The organism is Colwellia sp. TT2012 (genome assembly GCF_001440345.1).
Taxonomy (GTDB): Bacteria; Pseudomonadota; Gammaproteobacteria; order Enterobacterales; family Alteromonadaceae; genus Colwellia.
The window spans coordinates 515576-535343 of sequence record NZ_LJYX01000017.1 but is presented as its reverse complement, the minus strand read 5'-3'; the positions used below and the strand labels follow the sequence as shown (position 1 = coordinate 535343).

General features: G+C 39.4%; 19 protein-coding genes. 9 read left to right on the top strand and 10 right to left on the bottom strand.

The features are described 5' to 3' along the window. Positions 1–99: 99 nt before the first annotated feature. Both ASU03_RS12055 and nudC read left to right on the top strand, forming a co-directional pair. The gene (locus ASU03_RS12055) at positions 100–441 is read left to right on the top strand and encodes a winged helix-turn-helix transcriptional regulator (protein ID WP_057832030.1); all 342 of its coding nucleotides are present in this window, start codon (positions 100–102) and stop codon (positions 439–441) included. After that, positions 438–1430, top strand: coding sequence for an NAD(+) diphosphatase (nudC, locus tag ASU03_RS12050; protein WP_057832029.1), 993 nt, complete (start codon positions 438–440; stop codon positions 1428–1430). The genes ASU03_RS12055 and nudC overlap by 4 nt, the downstream gene beginning before the upstream one ends. Positions 1431–1662: 232 nt before the next feature. Here nudC and ASU03_RS12045 read toward each other — a convergent pair whose 3' ends face one another. Beyond that, positions 1663–1938, bottom strand: coding sequence for a hypothetical protein (locus ASU03_RS12045; RefSeq protein ID WP_231731568.1), 276 nt, complete (start codon positions 1936–1938; stop codon positions 1663–1665). Between the two features lie 854 nt (positions 1939–2792). Here ASU03_RS12045 and ASU03_RS12040 point away from each other — a divergent pair. Together ASU03_RS12040 and ASU03_RS12035 are read left to right on the top strand one after the other, a co-directional pair. Next, positions 2793–3974 carry a serine hydrolase domain-containing protein gene (locus ASU03_RS12040; RefSeq protein WP_057832028.1) on the top strand — a complete coding sequence of 394 codons (1182 nt, stop codon included), beginning with the start codon at positions 2793–2795 and terminating at the stop codon, positions 3972–3974. Positions 3975–4466: 492 nt separating this feature from the next. Further along, entirely contained in the window at positions 4467–5783 is a 1317-nt protein-coding gene (locus tag ASU03_RS12035) for a DNA recombination protein RmuC (RefSeq protein WP_057832027.1), read from the top strand. Positions 5784–5994: 211 nt separating this feature from the next. On the opposite strand, the gene ASU03_RS12030 is transcribed toward ASU03_RS12035, so the two are convergent. Further along, complete coding sequence (locus ASU03_RS12030) at positions 5995–7332, bottom strand: sodium-dependent transporter (RefSeq protein WP_057832259.1); 1338 nt, start codon at positions 7330–7332, stop codon at positions 5995–5997. Positions 7333–7498: 166 nt separating this feature from the next. Here ASU03_RS12030 and ASU03_RS12025 point away from each other — a divergent pair, with 166 nt between their 5' ends. Continuing rightward, positions 7499–8161 carry an MBL fold metallo-hydrolase gene (locus tag ASU03_RS12025; protein WP_057832026.1) on the top strand — a complete coding sequence of 221 codons (663 nt, stop codon included), beginning with the start codon at positions 7499–7501 and terminating at the stop codon, positions 8159–8161. Further along, the gene (locus tag ASU03_RS12020) at positions 8158–8985 is read left to right on the top strand and encodes an ion transporter (protein WP_057832025.1); all 828 of its coding nucleotides are present in this window, start codon (positions 8158–8160) and stop codon (positions 8983–8985) included. Before ASU03_RS12025 ends, ASU03_RS12020 begins: the two co-directional genes overlap by 4 nt. A 91-nt stretch (positions 8986–9076) precedes the next feature. Here the strand turns inward: ASU03_RS12020 and ASU03_RS12015 are convergent, their stop codons facing one another. Further along, complete coding sequence (locus ASU03_RS12015) at positions 9077–9538, bottom strand: YaiI/YqxD family protein (RefSeq protein ID WP_057832024.1); 462 nt, start codon at positions 9536–9538, stop codon at positions 9077–9079. A 106-nt stretch (positions 9539–9644) separates the two neighbouring features. On the opposite strand from ASU03_RS12015, the gene ASU03_RS12010 reads away from it, so the two are divergent. Continuing rightward, positions 9645–9998 carry an MGMT family protein gene (locus ASU03_RS12010; RefSeq protein ID WP_057832023.1) on the top strand — a complete coding sequence of 118 codons (354 nt, stop codon included), beginning with the start codon at positions 9645–9647 and terminating at the stop codon, positions 9996–9998. Positions 9999–10087: 89 nt separating this feature from the next. Here ASU03_RS12010 and ASU03_RS12005 read toward each other — a convergent pair whose 3' ends face one another. Both ASU03_RS12005 and tpx read right to left on the bottom strand, forming a co-directional pair. Beyond that, on the bottom strand, positions 10088–10558 hold the full coding sequence (locus ASU03_RS12005; RefSeq protein WP_057832022.1) for an Hsp20 family protein: 471 nt from the start codon (positions 10556–10558) through the stop codon (positions 10088–10090). Positions 10559–10847: 289 nt separating this feature from the next. Beyond that, on the bottom strand, positions 10848–11519 hold the full coding sequence (tpx, locus tag ASU03_RS12000; RefSeq protein ID WP_057832021.1) for a thiol peroxidase: 672 nt from the start codon (positions 11517–11519) through the stop codon (positions 10848–10850). A gap of 173 nt (positions 11520–11692) precedes the next feature. Between tpx and ASU03_RS11995 the strand changes: the two genes are divergently transcribed. Then, positions 11693–12808, top strand: coding sequence for a response regulator (locus tag ASU03_RS11995; protein ID WP_057832020.1), 1116 nt, complete (start codon positions 11693–11695; stop codon positions 12806–12808). 89 nt (positions 12809–12897) lie between these two features. Then, positions 12898–13866: a GGDEF domain-containing protein gene (locus ASU03_RS11990; RefSeq protein ID WP_057832019.1), complete on the top strand. Its 969-nt coding sequence runs from the start codon at positions 12898–12900 to the stop codon at positions 13864–13866. 115 nt (positions 13867–13981) lie between these two features. Here ASU03_RS11990 and lnt read toward each other — a convergent pair whose 3' ends face one another. From lnt to miaB, 5 genes are all read right to left on the bottom strand, one after another. Further along, entirely contained in the window at positions 13982–15580 is a 1599-nt protein-coding gene (gene lnt, locus ASU03_RS11985; protein WP_231731567.1) for an apolipoprotein N-acyltransferase, read from the bottom strand. Beyond that, positions 15573–16451: an HlyC/CorC family transporter gene (locus tag ASU03_RS11980; protein WP_057832018.1), complete on the bottom strand. Its 879-nt coding sequence runs from the start codon at positions 16449–16451 to the stop codon at positions 15573–15575. Before ASU03_RS11980 ends, lnt begins: the two co-directional genes overlap by 8 nt. A gap of 105 nt (positions 16452–16556) precedes the next feature. Beyond that, on the bottom strand, positions 16557–17015 hold the full coding sequence (gene ybeY, locus ASU03_RS11975) for an rRNA maturation RNase YbeY (protein WP_057832017.1): 459 nt from the start codon (positions 17013–17015) through the stop codon (positions 16557–16559). Continuing rightward, on the bottom strand, positions 17015–18028 hold the full coding sequence (locus tag ASU03_RS11970) for a PhoH family protein (RefSeq protein WP_331456670.1): 1014 nt from the start codon (positions 18026–18028) through the stop codon (positions 17015–17017). Before ASU03_RS11970 ends, ybeY begins: the two co-directional genes overlap by 1 nt. A 147-nt stretch (positions 18029–18175) precedes the next feature. Next, the gene (gene miaB, locus ASU03_RS11965; RefSeq protein WP_057832015.1) at positions 18176–19618 is read right to left on the bottom strand and encodes a tRNA (N6-isopentenyl adenosine(37)-C2)-methylthiotransferase MiaB; all 1443 of its coding nucleotides are present in this window, start codon (positions 19616–19618) and stop codon (positions 18176–18178) included. Positions 19619–19768: the final 150 nt, after the last annotated feature.

The window sequence follows — 19768 nt, the reverse complement described above, 5'->3', positions numbered from 1 at the left end:
GAGCGTTACTCTCTTGCTCTTGCGGGGGCGCTTGCTATAGTAACCATGCTACAAATAATGTAGCATGGTTCTTTTATTATTGCATTTTCTCTTGTAGCTATGACACTCCCACTACCTGGCAGACAAGTACGCGGCTCTACAACCGGTAAACCTATTATGGCTTTACTCGATTTACTTGGGCGAACATGGGCATTAGGTATTATTTGGCATTTACATACTGGCCCGGCAACATTTAGAGAGTTGCAACAACGCTGTGAGAAAATTTCCCCCACCTTGTTAAATACTCGCTTAAAAGAACTCAAAACACTGCAGCTTATTGAAAGCCAAAAAAGTGGTTATCAATTATCCTCCCAAGGCGTAGACTTATTTGAAATTATTTCCCCTTTGGGATGTTGGTCTGCTCAATGGGCACAAGCACTTAAGGACGAAAGCAAAATATGACATTAGCCTATGGTAGTATGCCGTTAGATAGATGCACTAACCAGCGAAAGAATAAACGTTGGTTAACGGCTGAGTTTAATCACCAAGATACTTTATTTTGTGTCATTCATGAAGGCATGAGTCTTTTTGAAAAGGCGGCCGAATTTATTCCCATTTATCTTAATAAAACACAACTGCCAACGGTTAATCTTAATAGCTGTATATACTTAGGGAAAGGTAGAGCAGAACATCAGGGTGGTGGAAAAAATCAGTCAGCAACTGCTGCCATCTTTGCTATCGATTATAATAAATTGCGTTTTTCTACTCAGCAAGCGTTAACTGAACTGGGGCAATGGCAAGGGCTTAGACAAGTCACCGCTAATTTATCTGCTATTGATGCGTCAATCTTAGCGTTAGCTAAGGGCTTAGTGCATTGGCATATAAGTCATCAATTTTGTGGCCATTGTGGCAATGCTAATGGTGCTGTTGAAGCAGGGCATGCCCGACGCTGCTCAGATTGTCGAAATATGAGTTTTCCACGCACCGACCCTGCGGTCATTATGCTGGTAGAAAAAATGTTTGCTGACGGTACTCCACGTTGCTTATTAGGTCGGCAGGCTAGTTGGGCTAAAGGTATGTATTCAACGCTAGCAGGTTTTGTTGACCCAGGTGAGACTCTTGAGCAAGCGGTGAGCAGAGAGGTAGTGGAAGAAACCGGTATTATCGTGGAAAAGCCACAATATATAGCGTCTCAACCCTGGCCCTTTCCCGCCTCAATAATGTTAGGTTTTACCGCTATTGCCATTTCGGAGCAGATTGATATTAGCCAAGATGATTTAGAAGATGCTCAGTGGTTTTCACGTGAGCAACTGAGTAAGTTTGCCTTGAATAGTTCTGTGACTGATGTGGCGAATAACCCTGAGACTCAGCAATATAGAATGAGTAGTAGCGACTCTATTTCTTCTTATTTAATAAAAGCGTGGATGAATAAGGAAATAGGACAGTATTAATTATAAGTGACAAAGTAAAAAAGAATAAAATCAAAAGGGGTAAGCTAATCATTGATTCGCTTGCCTCTTTTTTCGCTTAAATTTTTCCTGTGCTTGCTGACATAGAGTCTGTGCTAGCAACGTTATGTAGCAGTATTGTTTACTGTAGTACAAACGATGAAACAGCCCTTGCTGACAGTTATATATGCCAGCATTATCAATTTTTACGCTGAAATAGTTGTTGGCTAAAAAACTAAAAGTCACATTGCAGTATTTTCATCGGTTTATCTGCGGCCATGATACAACCCCTTGCTTCATCTGTAGCGGCTTTGCACTGTTTAAGCATTTTGGTCTTACTCGGGGCATTGTCTTTTAATACATTTTTCACATGACTGACCACAGCGGAACATTCGCTTAGGGGTACAGGCGTGGCTTTAGAGCAACTGACTAACGTTATGACCATTAAAGGCAAGGCTAAATAAGAGATAATATTCATTGTTTTATGCAAAGGGCTAGAATTTTTCTTCATGTTAATGACTCTGACAATTAGAAAGTAAATTGAGTATAGACATGGATTGTTATAAGTGCCGTTAGCTTTTGCGCTTTCTTCTAGTCTGTGAGATCCAGTTTAAAGTGAAATTGGCAGTATAATGAAATCAAAAGCTTAGAGGTCGAAATCCTGATAGTCTTTTTTTTAAATCCAGATTAACGGTAAATTGAACGCATAAAATCGGCGTTAACATGAAATTGGCATTTCATGGAAATTGAATATCTCAATTATATAGGCAGCTCTAGGGCTCATTATTGAAGAATATCAGAACATTGTGGATTTTCACGGAAGCTAAACGAGTAAAAGTCATACAATTTAATCATGCGGTTTTTTATTAGGCCAGTCTTTTAACTGGTACCTCAAAACAGACATTTATTTTTGAGGTACTAGGGGAAACTAGGAGCCTAAAGCGGTCTTTAAATGAATTAGAGCTAAAGATCACTTAGTGCGCATTGTTGACCTTAGCTAGGGGTTCAACACTAGGTCAACTTATAGCCAAAAGCGGACGTTAAGCTTTATGAAGCCACAATCATATTTATGGTAATATTCACCTTAATTTTCTACCCTCTTGTGAGGCAACTGTATAGCGCATTGCGGACGGTCGGGTTTTAACCATAGAGGTCAGCTGCTGTCAAACGGCTGACCTTGCTCCACAATACAAAAAGGACGACAATCACTTTTTTGGTGTATTTATAAATATTATCAATAACTTAATTAAAGTCACATAAGCCAGCAATACACTTTTGATACACTTTTGATACGATTTTTAACCCTAATATACTTTTGCTGTGATATCTTTTTTGCAATCAAATAATCACGGAAAGATAAAGAGTATGTTTAATTCAATCAAATCAGCATTAATTATAAGTTCTCTCACTTTAGCAATAACCGCCTGCGGTGGAGGTGGAGGTGGCTCAAAGGCTACAAGTAACGAAAATCAAACACCCGTAGTGTTTGATTATCAAGCATTGATCGACCAGACAATATCAGATGTTATTCCTGGCATAGTACTTTTGGTTGAAACCCCAGAGCGCAAGTTTCTAGGCAGTAGCGGACTGGCAGATATTGACTCTCACCTGCCGATGCAAGTTGATCATATTATGCCCAATGGCAGTGCCGGTAAAAAAGCAACGGCCTTGTTGACGGTCATATTGGCCGAAGAAGGCCTGTTAAGTTTGGATGACCTTATCAGTAACTGGTTACCAGAGCAGTTGCTATCACAAATCCCTTTCAGTGAACAAATGACCATACGTCAGTTATTAAATCATAGCGCAGGGGTTTACGATTACCTTGATGACGATACCATTGCAGACTTTTTCGCGGCAATACAAGCCGATCCAGAGTCATTAAAAACGGATGCTTTTGCACTACAATTTGCGCTTAATCAGCCGGCCTACTTTGAACCAGGCGAGGGTTGGGAATATTCAAATACTGGCTATTTACTGGTTGGTCTGGTGCTAGATGAAATACTAGGCGAGCATCATTCAATAGCCATGCGCAATCGAGTTTTTGACCCTCTAGCAATGCACTCGACCCATTTTGGCGGTGTAGAAAAAGAGCAAGGTGACATTATATCTGGTTATTACCATGATATTGATGGTGATTTTACTGGTGAAGCAGGCAAAGTGATCAATACCAAATCTTGGTATGAAAACATTGGCGTAGCCGATGCCCCCATGGTGGCAAGTGTTGAAGATATGGCATTACTTTTACGCAGCATTGTAAGTGACGACAGTAATATCAGTCAGGATATAAGAACCATTATGATGGCTGAAGATAACTTGCAATATATCGATGGAGAGGAAAGCTACGCGTTAGGCCTGTTCAAAACAAGTATAGCGGGCAATGTTGTCTATGAGCATGGTGGATTAGAGGCTGGGTATTCAACTTTTAACCTTTATATTCCGGCAATAAATACCAGTATTACCGCCTTTGCTAACTGTGGCGGATCGGATCCTTGTGAAGAGCAATTTGATGATTTAATCAAGCAGGTACTGATCGAGGAATTATTGTAAAATTTATACTCCCAGTATCGGGTTAAACGGGTACTGGGAGATAATTCATCAGGCTGAGAATAAAACTGATGTTTTTTTATTTCTGATGACTCTTATCTATAAAAATATTGACATTTAATGTCGGCCTTGTCGAATCACTTGTCGCTAGGTAAGACAAGCCTTACGTCCGCTATCGTATCAAAGTAGTCGTTAGATAGGGTGATTTTGAACAACAAATTTAGACCGCTTTGTGGTACAAACAGCCATAATTCTCACATCTAAGCCTATTTATAGGTGATTACTCAACTTATTTAATCAACTCTATATCCTAGGATTATCTTTATCATTATTTAATAAACGGCCCTGTTGAAGAGTTTAATCACTCTGGACAAAATTCAGAATTAAACTGGAACCCACACAATCCCACAGTTCTTGCCTTTGTGCTTGCCTTTCAGAAAGATACTGGTAATATTTACAGTGTAGTGCGTTTGGCACCTTATTGAGATTGATAAAATGACTTTTACCCTAGAGCAACAGCAGTTGCTATCGACTTGGTTGCCTGTACTGGCTTTTGTTGTGTTGGCCTTGCTATTAATACTGGTACTAGTGCGGTTAGCAAAGCAAGAAAAACGTTTACAAGTGCACAATATTGACTTGTTTAGTCAGTTAGCAAAAAAAACTGAGCAACAATTTTTGCAGCAGCTTAGCCAATTACAAGAAAAGCAGCAATTGCAATTAACTAATAGCTTTGAGCAGCAAATGGCTGATTTACGTATTAAATTATTAAGGCAATTTAATGAGCTGCAAGCGCAATTAAATCAAAATCAAAATCAGTCACTCGATCAACTTATTAAACATTTAAATGCCACTGCCTTTAGCAATAGGGAAGAGTTGTCGAAAACATTAGCGCAAAGCAGCGAGCAAATGACCAAGCGTATTGATGCTTTAACGGACTCTACCGATAAACGTTTACAAGAGATCAGTGGTCAGGTCGAAAAGCGTCTTAGCGAAGGCTTTGAAAAAACCACTAAAACTTTTAGTGATATCTTACAGCGTTTGGCATTAATAGATGATGCTCAGAAGAAAATTACCGAGTTATCTACCAACGTGGTCAGCTTACAAGCCATACTTAATGATAAGCGCTCACGAGGGGCCTTTGGCGAAGTGCAATTAAATAGCCTGATCAGAAATGTGCTACCAGAGCAAAGCTTTAAACTGCAGCATACCTTATCAAACGGAAAAATAGCCGATTGTATACTGTTTTTACCTAAACCGACCGGTAATGTTGTAGTAGATTCAAAATTTCCTTTAGAAAATTACCGTAAAATGATGGATTTTGAAGCCCCTGAATCTGAGAGGAAATCAGCTATGCGTCAGTTCAAAATCGATATTAAAAAACATATTAATGATATTAGTGATAAGTATCTCATTGATAACGAAACTGCCGACGGCGCTATTATGTTTATTCCTGCGGAAGCTGTGTTTGCTGAGATCCATGGGCATCAAAGTGACTTAGTTGAATATGCTCATAAGAAACGTGTTTGGTTGGCATCACCCACCACCTTGATGGCGATATTAACAACCGCGCGCTCGGTCCTTAAAGATGAAGCGACTCGTCAGCAAATCCATATCATTCAGGCACATTTGTCTGACTTAGCACAAGACTTTAATCGCTTTAAAGGTCGTTTTGCTAATCTGGCCAAGCATATAGACCAAGCGGCAACGGATGTTAAACAAATTCATACCTCGGCAGATAAAATATCAATACGCTTTGAGAAAATAGAGCAAGTGGACTTGGCTGAGGAAGAAGCGGCGTTACTGGATAAATAAAGTTGCCAGTGCGGATACTCGCTTAACATCAAATGCTAATAGGTTATCTACGGGGAAAACTGAGGCCATTTAGTTGTTCAGCTATTAAGATGACAGGTCATTGATAAGGTCATTATGGCCTGGTGTTTTTTATATCACAACAGCATTCTTCAGAGCCTACTTGTGTTAAACAGGCTGTAAGAAAAATTATAAGCTGTTTAACTAAGGGATATTAAAAGGCGATATTAACAAAGACGACCAATAACAATGCTGGGCAAATAAAGCGTAAGTAAAAACCAAGCAGTCTTAAGAATTTATCTTGTGCTAATGTTGCTATGTCTGTTAGTTGATTGCCACGCTTCCACAACCATCCTATAACAATAAAATAAAACAGCGACATCAGTGGTTGCAGCACAGTAGTGAGTAATTGGATGACTAAAGCAAAGAGTTGCTCAAAAAAGGCAATAAGTAACATGCTGGCAAGCAAAACTAACCCAGACACTAACCAGGTAGCATTTTTTCGTGTCATGGCTTTATCTTCAATTAAATAAGCCACAGGGACTTCTGTTGAAGAAATGGTTGATGTGAGGGCCGCAATTGAAAGCAGTGCAAAAAAAGCAAAAGAGACAATTAAGCCGACTGTGCCCATGGAGCTAAACAGGGTTGGCAGAATGTTAAAAATAAGCTGACCTTCACCAATTAAATGACCGTCAATAAATACTTCTTGTCCTGCATGTTGGGCAACAAACAGTGCTGGGATAATAAGTAAGCCGGCGATAAAAGCAATAAAGGTATCAAGTAAGGTTATCGAAAGTACTAACTTGCCAATACTTTCTCCTTTAGGCATATACGAGCCATAAGCCATCATGGCACCAACCCCTATGGCCAGTGAGAAAAATGCTTGTCCCATGGCTGAAATAATAAGTTTGGGCTCGGTCACTTGTGAAAAATCAGGGACTAAATAAAGAGTTAGTCCCTCCATAGCGCCATCTTGTTGCAGGATATAAATAACTAAACCACCTAGCATAACGAGTAACATTGGCATTAAGCGTGCCGACCAACGTTCAATGCCGCTGTGCACACCTTGGCGTACTATGGCTGCGCCAAGCACGATAAAAATAGGAGTGAAAATAACGTTGCGCCACGTACTTGACGTGGATAACCATTGCGATAATGACATTAAACCAACTAATTCAGCCAAAGATGCTAGCGCATGAGCCAACATCCAGCCTGCCACTATGGTATAAAAACTTAACATCATCATGGCGCCAATAATGCCAATAATGCCGGCGCTATGACCGAGTTTTTTAAAGCGTTTACCACAAGCCGATGCTAAGGCTGCTACAGGGTTCGTTTGTGCTTGATTGCCGATGTAAATTTCTGCATAAAGAGCAGGCAGGGCGAGTAAAAAAGTTACAATTAAGTAGACTACTAAAAAGGCGCCACCACCGTTATTTGCCACTTGTGTGGGAAATCCCCAAATATTGCCTAACCCTATGGCAGCACCTGCTGCAGCTAAAACAAAACCAAGACGAGAATGAAAGGAATCACGGGAAGAAACGGTGGTCATAGAGAGATAGTTAGTCGTTAATATTAGTTGGCCAAAGCTTACCGAGTTAACACGCTTAGGGGAAGTATTATTCATGGTTATTGTTACCTTTTTGTCATCAATATACCCTTGAAACTTATGATATAATGCCGCCATTTTGTAAATAGTAATGATTGAAGAGCGAGTTATGTTAAAACATGAAATTATCCCGGTAACGCCTTTTGAGCAAAACTGTACGCTATTTTGGTGCAGTGAAACCCAACAGGCTGCGGTAGTTGATCCCGGTGGTGATATTGACAAAATCAAAGCGGCCATCACTAAACATGGCTTAACGTTAGCAAAAATATTAATTACTCATGCTCATCTTGACCATGCCGGTGCGACCCACGCCTTAGCGATAGATTATGATGTTATTATTGAAGGTCCACATAAAGAAGATCAGTTTTGGATAGATGCTATCGAAGAGCAAAAGCAAATGTTTGGTGAGGCATTTAACTATGCAGAAAAATTCACACCTACGCGTTTTTTGCAACAAAACGATAGCGTAAGTTTTGGCAATATTACCTTAGAAGTTTACTTTTGCCCTGGTCATACCCCAGGTCATATCGTGTTTTTTCATCGAGAGTCAAAACTTGCCCAAGTTGGGGATGTTTTATTTAGCGGCTCTATTGGTCGTACTGATTTTCCCCGAGGCGACCACGCCACCTTAATTCATTCTATTCGTAACACTCTATTTCCCCTCGGAGATGATGTCCGATTTATTCCGGGTCATGGCCCAATGAGTACCTTTGGCCAAGAGCGTCGCAGTAATCAGCATGTCAGTGATGCTGTGATGGGAGTGAGCAAATGAGTCGTTTGATCTTAAGTGCTCAGCGCCAATTAAGTAAAATAGACGATAGTAAAATTTTTCAAGGTGTTGTTATTGCTGTTATTTTATTATCCGCGTTATTGATTGGCGCTAAAACTCATAACTTGTCCGCCAATGCTATTGCCGTATTATTACTTATGGATGTAGCGGTTACGGTGTTTTTTGCCATAGAAATATCTATTCGTTTTTTAGCTTGTCCTGAAAAAAAACATTTTTTTAAAAGTGGTTGGAATATTTTTGATACTGTCATTGTTATAGGTAGCCTAGTGCCCTCTGGCGGGGCAGGGGTTTTATTGGCTCGTTTATTAAGGGTGTTTCGTGTTTTACGCTTAATATCTATAGTGCCAGAGCTGCGTTTGTTGATTAATGCCTTACTTAAAGCTATACCTCGTATGGGTTATATAGCGCTACTGATGTTTGTCATCTTTTATATTTACGCTGCCATAGGTAGTATGTTTTTCCATGAAATTAATGAAGTGTTATGGGGCGATGTCTCTATTTCAATGTTGACCTTATTTCGTATCGCCACCTTTGAAGATTGGACCGATGTGATGTACGAAACGATGACTGTGCATCCATTAAGTTGGATTTACTATCTAACTTTTATTTTCTTAACCGCTTTTATCTTTTTTAATATGATGGTGGGTACAGTATTAGAAGTGATGAGCCAAGAACATGAAAAATTTCGTGCTGAGCAACACGGTGAAAGTGCAGAAGGTGGTGAACCCGCAAGTCGTGCGCAAATAGATAACTTAGAAAAAGAGTTGCAAGAAATTAAAGCGCTTTTACTTGCAAAAAATAACTGAAAAAAATAACGGGAAAATAAGCCAGTTTAGAGAAAAGAGGCCGATACTCGTTTGAGTATCGGCCTCTTTTTCTTTATTGAATCGGTATATTTCACTGTTTATTGAAATTTTTAAACTGGGTAATAATACGATCAAGGTGATTGGCGAAGTTTTGTCTATCGGTTTGATTTAATGCCGGTGGCCCACCAGTATGCACACCACTAGCACGCATAGTGTCCATAAAATCACGAATATTGAGCCGTGGTTTAATATTCTCTTTGGTAAAAAGTTCGCCGCGGGGGCTAAGGGCAATACCAGACTTTGTTATTACTTCATCCGCCAGTGGAATATCACTGGTAATAACCAAGTCATGCGGCTCAACACGTTTAACAATCTCATCGTCAGCAATATCAAAGCCACTGCTTACCTGTATAAATTTGATAAAAGGTGATGGCGGTACTCGAATATTATGGTTTGCTACCAAGGTCGTGGCTATTTTGGCTCTATCAGCGGCTTTAAATAAAATCTCTTTAATTACCACAGGACAGGCATCAGCATCCACCCAAATTTTCATGTTTTTCCTTAGCATAGTGTAATTGATGTTTGTGCTGCTATGATAGCGTATTCACTGGTCAATAAAAAATGTACTAATCAAGCTTGATAGCACAGGACGTAGAAAAATGGTAAACCCACATTACCAACAAATATGGCAAACAGTGCAGTTAATTCCTTACAGCCGGGTTGCTTGTTATGGACAAATTGCTGATTTGGCTGGTTTACCTGGTCGTGCTCGTCTGGTGGGTAAAGCGTTAGGTAAGGTGCCAAAAGAGGGATGGCAAGGGCGACGTGTGCCATGGTTTCGAGTTATTAATTCACAAGGGAAAATATCTTTTCCCCTCGGCAGTGAATATTTTGTTAAGCAAAAGCAGCATTTGCAAGATGAACAGATAGTGGTGCTTGGTAGCCGAGTAAAGCTAAACGATTTTCAATGGCAACCAGATTTAGCAGAAATATTGTTTTCACTTGAGTTTTAATACGTGCGGGCAGACATTTAACTTGCTTCGTTAAAACAAAAAAGCCCAGTCAAAGACTGGGCAAAAACAAAGGGAGAAACAGTTAAGAATTAAGCGTTACTAGGTAATAAACTTTTTCCGTTAATGGCTATCTTACGAGGTTTTAATGCTTCAGGAACCTCTCTTTCTAAATCAACGTGCAATAAGCCGTTTTCCATAAAGGCGCCAATAACTTTTACGTGCTCGCCAAGTTGGAACTTTCGCTCAAAATTACGTTCGGCAATGCCTTGGTGTAGAAACTGTCGGGGAGTTTTACCGGCCTCAACTTTTGGTTTATCTCTGACTTGCTTGGTGCCAATAATCGTTAAGCTACTTTCTTTTGACTCGATATCAATATCGTCTTCGCTAAACCCAGCCACAGCCATGGTAATGCGGTATTGATCTTCCGCTAATAACTCGATGTTAAAAGGCGGGTATGATGATTGTTTGTCAGCTCGTGAGGCTTTATCGATTAAACCAGCTAAGTGGTCAAAGCCAATAAAAGAGCGGTATAGTGGACTGAAATCTGTAGAGTTACGCATAATAAGTTATCCTAATATATAGCAATAAAATGATTATTATTTTGAATGTTGGCGTTCAGCTATTGAGCAACTCACTAGCAAAGCAATATTGCCTAGTAAATTACTGCGCGAATACGCGAGTCATTTTAAATAATGCTGCCTTTCACAATGAACAGGCAATTTTTTTGTGTAGCCCCTTGCGGCGACTACACAATTAGAGATGGGATTGTTTATTTGTTTTTCAAGAATATAATGGAAATAAGTTAAAATTTAATTATTAATGTTTGTTTTTATTGGTCTTTTAAATTAATTATTTTTCTGTTTTTTTAGCTGCTTCTTTAATTGTTACCGCATTAATAACAATAACGGGGGCTGTATATCTTACCTTTGCTAGCGCTTTATCGTAATTAGGCTGCTGTGAGATGTTGGCAACAAGCTCTTTGTAAACAATCTTGCCTTGATCATCAATGATGAATATGGCTCGGGTAAGCAAACCCATGTCTTTTATTAATAGACCATAGTTAGTACCAAACTCACGCCACACTGAATCGGATAGCACTTTAATGCTATCGATTTTTTCAACATTACAAAAACGCTTTTGGGCAAATGGCAGATCATTACTGATGGTTAAAATAGTGATGTTTTTAGGTAACTTGGCCGCTTCTTCATTAAAACGTTTGGTTTGAATAGAGCAAACGCCCGTATCTAAACTAGGTACAACAGAAATAAGTAAGGTTTGCCCTTGGAAGTCTTTCAGTGATACTGGCGCGAAGTTTTTATCAACCACTGTAAACGGCGGTGCTTGATCGCCAACATTAACTTGTTGCCCTAAAAGGGTGACATACTTGTCGCCAGCTTTAACAAGATTATTGCTTTGTTTTAGCTTATCCAGATCAAAAGAGTAACCCTGACAGTTAAAAGCCAAAGTAAAACTGGCGATAAAGAAAGCACATAAGGTGATGTTTGAAGTAGGAAATTTCATGATGTATTGAAAATAATGGTTTAGGTGAACCGATATTAGCCGTTTAGCGATAAAAGTTCTATAAATAGAACTTTATCATTGTGTTTTATATTGGATACTCTATGGTTATCAATAGAGGCTAGAGATGTTTTTTAACGGCCGTTGTTATCGTTTATGTAAGGCCCAAGATTAATATGACCACTAAATTATTAATTTGTGATGATTCTAATATGGCGCGAAAACAGGTGGCGCGTTCATTACCTGATGGTTGGGATGTGGAACTAAGTTTTGCGGCCAATGGTTTAGAATGTATTGAAGCGATAAAGGCAGGCAAAGGTGATGTGCTTCTACTTGATCTTAATATGCCTGATATGGATGGTTATCAAGTACTTGAAACTATTTTAGCAGAAGATTTACCCACACTTACCATAGTGATATCGGGTGATATTCAACCCGAAGCTCATCAACGTGTTACCCGTTTAGGTGCGCTAGACTTTATTCAAAAACCCGTTAATAAAGATATTCTTACCAAGGTATTATCGTCTTATGGCGTGTTCTCAAGGGAAGTCACTACCACTGAGCCAGCACCAGCGGTAAAAGTAGCGCCGATTAAACTTCCTGTGGCAGAATTTGATAGCCAGGGAGCTCTCCTTTCTAGCCAGTTTGATGTCTCTACCGTTGAAAGTACCCCTTTGACTGCTGAACCAGAGATGACTTTATCCGCTGAAATGCGTGATTGTTATCAAGAAATCGCCAATATTGCTATGGGACGGGCGGGTGATTTACTGGCACGTTTACTCAATGTTTTTGTGGTGTTACCGATTCCGAATGTTAACTTCATCGAAGTGAGTGAACTTCGCATGGCGTTAAAAGATATCGAAAATCATGAAAGTACCTCAGGTATTTGCCAAGGTTTTATTAGCGCAGGTATTTCAGGAGAGGCTTTATTAATTCTAAATGATTCAAGCTTTAAAGATGTCGCCTCATTGATGAACTATCAATATGATGCTGATATGGGCACTGAATTAGAGTTATTAATGGATTTGGCTAATGTACTTATTGGTGCTTGCTTAAAAGGGATCGCAGAGCAACTTGATATCCAGTTCAGCCAAGGACATCCTGAGGTATTGGGACAACATAGAAAAATATCTGATTTAATTGCTAATAATGCCAATAAATGGAAAAGAACCTTAGCCATTGAAATAAGCTATGGCATAGAAAATTACCCCATTAAGTGTGATTTGTTGTTGCTTTTCACTGAAAAGTCGATGAAAACACTTAACAATAAGTTGGCTTATTTGATTGATTAATTACTGAGTCAATCGCCGTTAATACATTAGCTTGTTGCTATTAACAAGTGACAAAAGTACGCGCTGGAAAGTGATGACAGGAATGGTTTATGACGTTAGAAAAATCACAATTACATGAGCTGCATTGGATAATGGAAATGTTGCACAACATCGACGTTGGTCTCGTTGTGCTCGATAAAGAGTTCACTATACAAATATTTAATGGTTTTATGGAAAATCATAGTGGTTTATTTCCCCGTGAGGTAAAAGGTAAGCTGATATTTGATCTGTTTTCAGAGATACCTAGAGAGTGGTTTACCCGTAAAGCTGAATCAGTCTTTTTACTGAAAAATAAAGCCTTTACTATCTGGGAGCAAAGACCTTACTTATTCAAGTTCGATAGTTATCGTCCGGTAACGGGTAGTGAAGAATTTATGTATCAAAATACTACTTTTATTCCGCTGCTCTCTGCAACCGGTGAAGTAAGCCATTTATGTTTAATTGTTTATGATGTCACCGATACAGCTGTACATAAACTAAGCTTGAAAAAAGCTAATGCAGAATTAGCCCTATTAAGTCAAACAGATGGCTTAACCCAATTATTTAATCGTAGCCACTGGGAGCAATGTTTACGAGCCGAGCATAAACGCTGGAGTCGTAGCCAGCACCCAAGTTCTTTAGTGATGATTGATATTGACCATTTTAAGAATATTAACGATAGTTATGGTCATGTTGTTGGTGATAAAGTCATTCGTCACATTTCTGGCTTAATTCGCCATCATGTCAGGGAAACCGATGTTTGTGGTCGTTATGGTGGTGAGGAATTCGCTATTTTATTGTCGGATACTAATCTTGACAATGCCTTCATTTTTGCTGAACGACTGCGTAAAGAGGTCAGTGATGCTATTGTCACTTATAATGATATTAATGTTAACTACACCATTAGTATGGGCATAGCTGAAGTTGATGAAAGTATTCAAACCCATGAAGTATGGATTGAATGCGCCGATGCTGCCTTGTATCGTTCCAAAGAAACGGGTCGTAATAAAACGTCTCTACACCCCAAGCAAACAAAGTGATTATCACGTTAACTTAGTGACCTTAGTATTTATAGAAAGTAGTATTGATAGAAAAGGCAGTGTATAAAAATGATTTATAGAAAAGTGGCTGATCAGGCCACTTTTTTATTGAGTGTTAAAACTTAAAGGTTTTCAACAAGACCAATGGCATGAACACCATCAAAAACAATATTAAATTCGGCCATTGGCTGTATGGCGTATAACCAGTGACAAACTCAACCTGACCTCTAAGTACAACTTCTTCGAACTGTGGCGCTATGGCAGTAATTTCACCCAAATGATTAACAATGCCGGTAACACCATTATTTGTTGAGCGTATTAAGGGCCGGCCAAATTCTAACGCGCGCATTCTGGCAATTTCAAAATGCTGATGTGGACCATGAGAGTCGCCAAACCAGGCATCATTACTGACGGTCAGTAGCAATTCTGTTTTATCGGTAAAATTGGCGGCTACCTGGAGTGGGAAAGCAATTTCGAAGCAGTTTAGTGGTAAAATATGAAAATTATTGGCCACTAAATTGGGTTGGACATAATTACCTGCGGTGAAAGACGACATAGGTAAGTTAAAGAAGGGAGCTAGAGGACGCAGCCATTCTTGAAAGGGAACAAATTCACCAATGGGTAGCAAGTGGCTTTTATAATACCTATTACTGTGATTGTAATAATAGCCTTGTTCATCCTCTGTGGTTTTCTTACCTAAAACCAATAAGGCATTATAATACTCTTTACTTTCAAAGTTATAATTAATTATCCCAGTAATAATAGCGCTGTTATTTAAAATGGCGGAACGATTTACTGTGCTTAAATAGTCCTGAACTGCTGGCTCCAGTGCCGGAATGGCGGATTCAGGCCAAACAATTAAGTCGGCATCATAGTTTACCCGTGTTAAGTCGAGGTATTTAAGCATGGTTGGCCATTCTTGCTCTGGTTGCCATTTGATAGACTGGGCAATATTTCCTTGGATAAGGGCAACTTTAGCGCTCTTTCCCGTTAACTCAGTCCAACTAACCAGACTTAAAGCAAAACTAGTAACAAGAATACTTGTTACTAAAACTATAGGGAATATTAAGTCTTTGCTAGATGTGTGTGTATTAGTGTCTTGGTTCTTATCTTTAAATAAGGCCGACAAGATATTATATATTTTGACCCAGCAAATGTTTACTAACAGGATAATAGCCGTTATCCCCACTTCACCAATAATCGGGGCAAAGTTAGCTAATGGGCTGTCAATCTGACTATAGCCAAGTGATAGCCAAGGAAATCCGGTGAGCACGACTGAACGTAAATATTCACAAAAAAGCCAAATAGAGGGTAATAACCACAAGTTAACTTGTTTGTTTTTAGAAAAAATAGCGGTTAAATAGCCTGCTAGTGCCGGAAATAGTGCGAGGTAGGAACATAAAGCTAGCATTAACAGTAAAGAAACTATCAGTGGCAAACCACCAAATTGATCAATACTGACATGGACCCAGCTAATACCACTACTAAACCAACCCAAGGCAAACAGAGCCATTTTTTTAGCGGCTAGTTTAGGCGGAGCATGGCTGACTTGGTGTAGTATTATGCTCGGTAAAATTAATGCTAGCCACCAATAGGAAAATGGCGCATAAGCAAAAACCAAGAAAAAACCACTAAAAAAGCACAGCCAATTGTTGCGATTTGTTAGTTTGCTTATTATCGAGGTAAAAATAACCGCCGTGCTGATACTAGTCACTGATTTTACCGTTAATTTCATGACTTTTATCAACACTGACTTGTAGCATTTGTATGCGTCTATTATCAGCAACCAGTACTTTAAATTCGAAATTCCCTATGTTTATAAGTTCACCTTTTTGCGGCAAGTGGTTAAACTTACGTAAAACAATGCCGCCAATGGTAACAGCATCGCTTTCATTAAAGTTGCAATTGAAGTAGTCATTAAAGTTACCTAGCTCAGTAAGCGCTTTTACTAAGTAGACATTACCGGCTAATTTTTTTATTTCATCTTCATTTTCATCATCGGTTTCATCTTCTATTTCACCGACAATTTGTTCTAAAATATCTTCAATGGTGATAACACCTGAAACACCGCCATACTCATCAACTACAATAGCCATATGATAGCGATTAGAACGAAACTCTTTTAATAAGGGTTCAACCTTTTTACTTTCGGGGATAATAATGGCTGGGCGAATGATATCCCTCAGGCTAAAATCATCTTTCTTTGAACTAAAACCAAAGGCAAGTAGATCTTTTGCTAATAAAATACCATCTATGTGATCAATATCTTCATTAACAACGGGAAAACGTGAATGACCTGACTCTAGGATAATAGGCAGGAATTCGTCAAGACTATGGTTAATATCAATAGTAACCATTTGTGAACGTGGGATCATTATTTCTCGAACGCGCAATTTAGAAACGTCTAAAACACCTTTGAGCATTTGTTTAGTTTCAGGATTGATCAAGTCTCTTTCTTGCGCATTATCTAATGCATCAACCAATTGATCTTTGTGCTTCGGCTCAGGTGTTAGTATTTGCATAACTTTATGAAAAAAGGACTTATTGGCTGAACCGTTACTAGAGTGGGGGGTGTCATCGCTCATAGAGCTATTATTCTTCCTTTATTATATTATTGAAAATGTTATTAAACAGGTATTTGTTAAGTGATGTTAACAGCCAATGAAATCCTGTACTTTACCGGGTTACGGCTAATAAGGGTTACTAATGCCTAACTTTGCTAGAATGGTAATCTCGATAGTTTCCATTTCAACAGCATCACTGTCACTTATATGATCAAAGCCAACTAAATGCAAGCAACCATGAATAACAAGATGTGCCCAATGATCAAAGAGGGCTTTGTTTTGTGCTTGTGCTTCTAGCTTCATGACTTCTATGCAAATAATCAAGTCGCCTAATAAGTTAAGCTCTATGCCGTCAGGTACCTCAAAAGGAAAAGATAACACATTTGTTGCTTTATCTTGGCCTCTATATTGACTATTTAGTTGCTGGCTTTCGTCACTATTAACTAAGCGAATGGTGAGTTCAAATTCCTGCTCTGGCTTACTAGCCACTTCGGCTAAAGCCGTATCAACCCATAGTTGAAATTGTGTTTTAGTCGGTAATTCGGTTGCTTTACAAGCAATTTGTAGGTCGATGACATGAGCCATTAGTTTATCTTGCTTTTATCATTACTTGCTTGTTGTACCTGTTTTTTTTCTTGTTTTTGTCGGTTGGTTTTTTGTTCATGATTATCATAAGCGTCAATAATTTTGGCAACAACGGGGTGGCGAACAACATCCTTAGACTGAAAGAAATTGAAACTAATGCCCGGGATATCTTGCAGCACTTCAATACCATGGCGTAGCCCGGACATTTGATGACGAGGTAAGTCAACTTGAGTGATATCACCGGTGATCACAGCACGAGAATTAAAGCCAATACGGGTTAAAAACATCTTCATTTGTTCAACCGTAGTATTTTGACTTTCATCTAATATGATGAAGGCATCATTCAAGGTTCTGCCACGCATATAAGCAAGTGGCGCAATTTCAATGACTTTGCGTTCGATAAGTTTCTCGACCCTTTCAAAGCCAAGCATTTCAAAAAGCGCGTCATAAAGCGGCCTTAAATAAGGGTCTATTTTTTGTGATAAATCGCCGGGTAAAAAACCGAGTTTCTCCCCCGCTTCTACTGCGGGTCTGGTCAGTAAAATACGACGTACTTCTTGGCGCTCTAATGCCTCTATTGCACAGGCGACAGCTAAATAGGTTTTACCTGTACCGGCAACACCGACACCAAAACTGATATCGTTCGTCCTTATATTTTGTACATAGGATTGTTGGTTACCATTACGCGGTTTAACGACACCACGTTTAGTTTTAATGGTTACCATCTCATCGTATTTGTTATCTAATTGATTACCTAACTCAGCGGCTATTTGACTGCTTTTTTGTGGGTGTTCTTGCTCGAGACAGCCAGACTCTAAAATAGCTAAATGCACCATTTCAGGGGAGATTATCTTACTTTTGCCCTTAACTTCTTGGCTTTCAAGATATAGCTCTGTTAAAACTTTAACCACTGCTTGGCAATTTGACGGCTTACCCATGATAGTAAACTCTTGGCCACGGTAACTTATTTCTACCCCTAGACGGCGTTCGATAGTCTTTAAGTTATCGTCCATAGGGCCACATAAGTTTGCCTGCCTATGGTTGTCTACAGGCGTTAAACTGAAAACTTCTCGGGTTAACTTAAGTGACTTAGTCGTTGATGTGGTCAAATTCATTTCCGCTTTGTTAAATTAAAGGGCTTAATACTGCCCAAAGGCATGCTATGGGGTAAAACTACCTACACCTAAATCGTCAAGGTTACTTGGCGTGGCCGTGTGGTGATTATTTGCTAAAATATCTGCTGGAGAATGGGCAATGCGCATACCCATGTCTTTTTCTTCTCTTACTAATTCACCGCGTAAAGAGTTGGCAACTACATCAGTAATTTTGATATCGACAAATTGGCCGATAACGGTATGTGGGGCAACAAAGTTAACCGTACGGTTATTTTCTGTTTTACCCCGTAATTCCATTGGATTTTTCCTTGAAGGGCCTTCAACGAGAACGCGCTGCTCGGTATTTAACATTTGTCTGGCGATACGTAGCGCTTGTTGGGTAATACGGTCTTGTAACAGTTTTAAGCGTTTTTTCTTGGTTGCATCGCTAATATCATCGGGTAAATCGGCTGCCGGTGTACCCGGGCGAGCACTGTAGATAAAGCTGAAGCTTAAATCAAAATCAATGGCCTTAATTAAGTCCATGGTTGCCATAAAGTCTTCATCACTTTCACCGGGAAAGCCGATAATAAAGTCAGAAGACATGCTCAAGTCAGGGCGAACCTTCTTCAAACGGCGAATTTTAGACTTATATTCAAGCACAGTATGACCACGTTTCATTTGCGTTAGAATGCGGTCGGAGCCACTTTGTACCGGCAGATGCAGGTGGTTTACTAGTTCAGGTACATCAGCATAAACGTCTATAAGATCATCAGTAAATTCAACTGGATGTGAGGTGGTATAACGAATACGGTCGATACCATCTATGGTAGCGACCAAACGTAGCAGATCAGCAAAGCGACAAATGCTGCCATCATGGGTTGGACCACGATAAGCATTAACATTTTGACCCAGTAGGTTTACTTCACGTACACCTTGCGCGGCAAGTTGCGCTATTTCATAGAGTACATCATCAAGTGGGCGACTAACTTCTTCACCGCGGGTGTAAGGCACTACGCAGAAAGTACAATATTTACTACAACCTTCCATAATCGAAACAAAAGCAGTGGCACCACTCGCTTTAGGCTCAGGTAGACGGTCAAACTTTTCAATCTCTGGAAAGCTAACATCAACAACGGGACTCTTGGTCTGCTGTACTTGATTAATCATTTCAGGTAAACGATGTAGGGTTTGCGGACCAAAAATCATATCAACAAAAGGTGCGCGTTTACGTATAGCATCACCTTCTTGTGAGGCAACACAGCCACCAACACCTATAAGTAAGTCAGGCTTAGTCTCTTTTAAGCGTTTCCAACGACCTAATTGATGAAAGACTTTCTCTTGTGCTTTTTCACGAATGGAACAAGTATTAAGCAAAATAACATCAGCCTGTTCTGCTTCATCAACCAAGGTATAACCATGGGTTGAATCCAACAATTCTGCCATCTTTTGCGAGTCATACTCGTTCATTTGACAGCCCCAAGTTTTGATATATAGCTTCTTACTCATTACTTCACTCTTCACACACAAATTTTACTGGATTTAGCCTAAGCAAACCCAGTAAAGATAAAAGGAGACGTATTTTATACCAATTGCGCGCTAATTTCGAATGAATAAGACAACTAGTTGTAAATGTCTTTATTATTTTTGCTAAGTGGG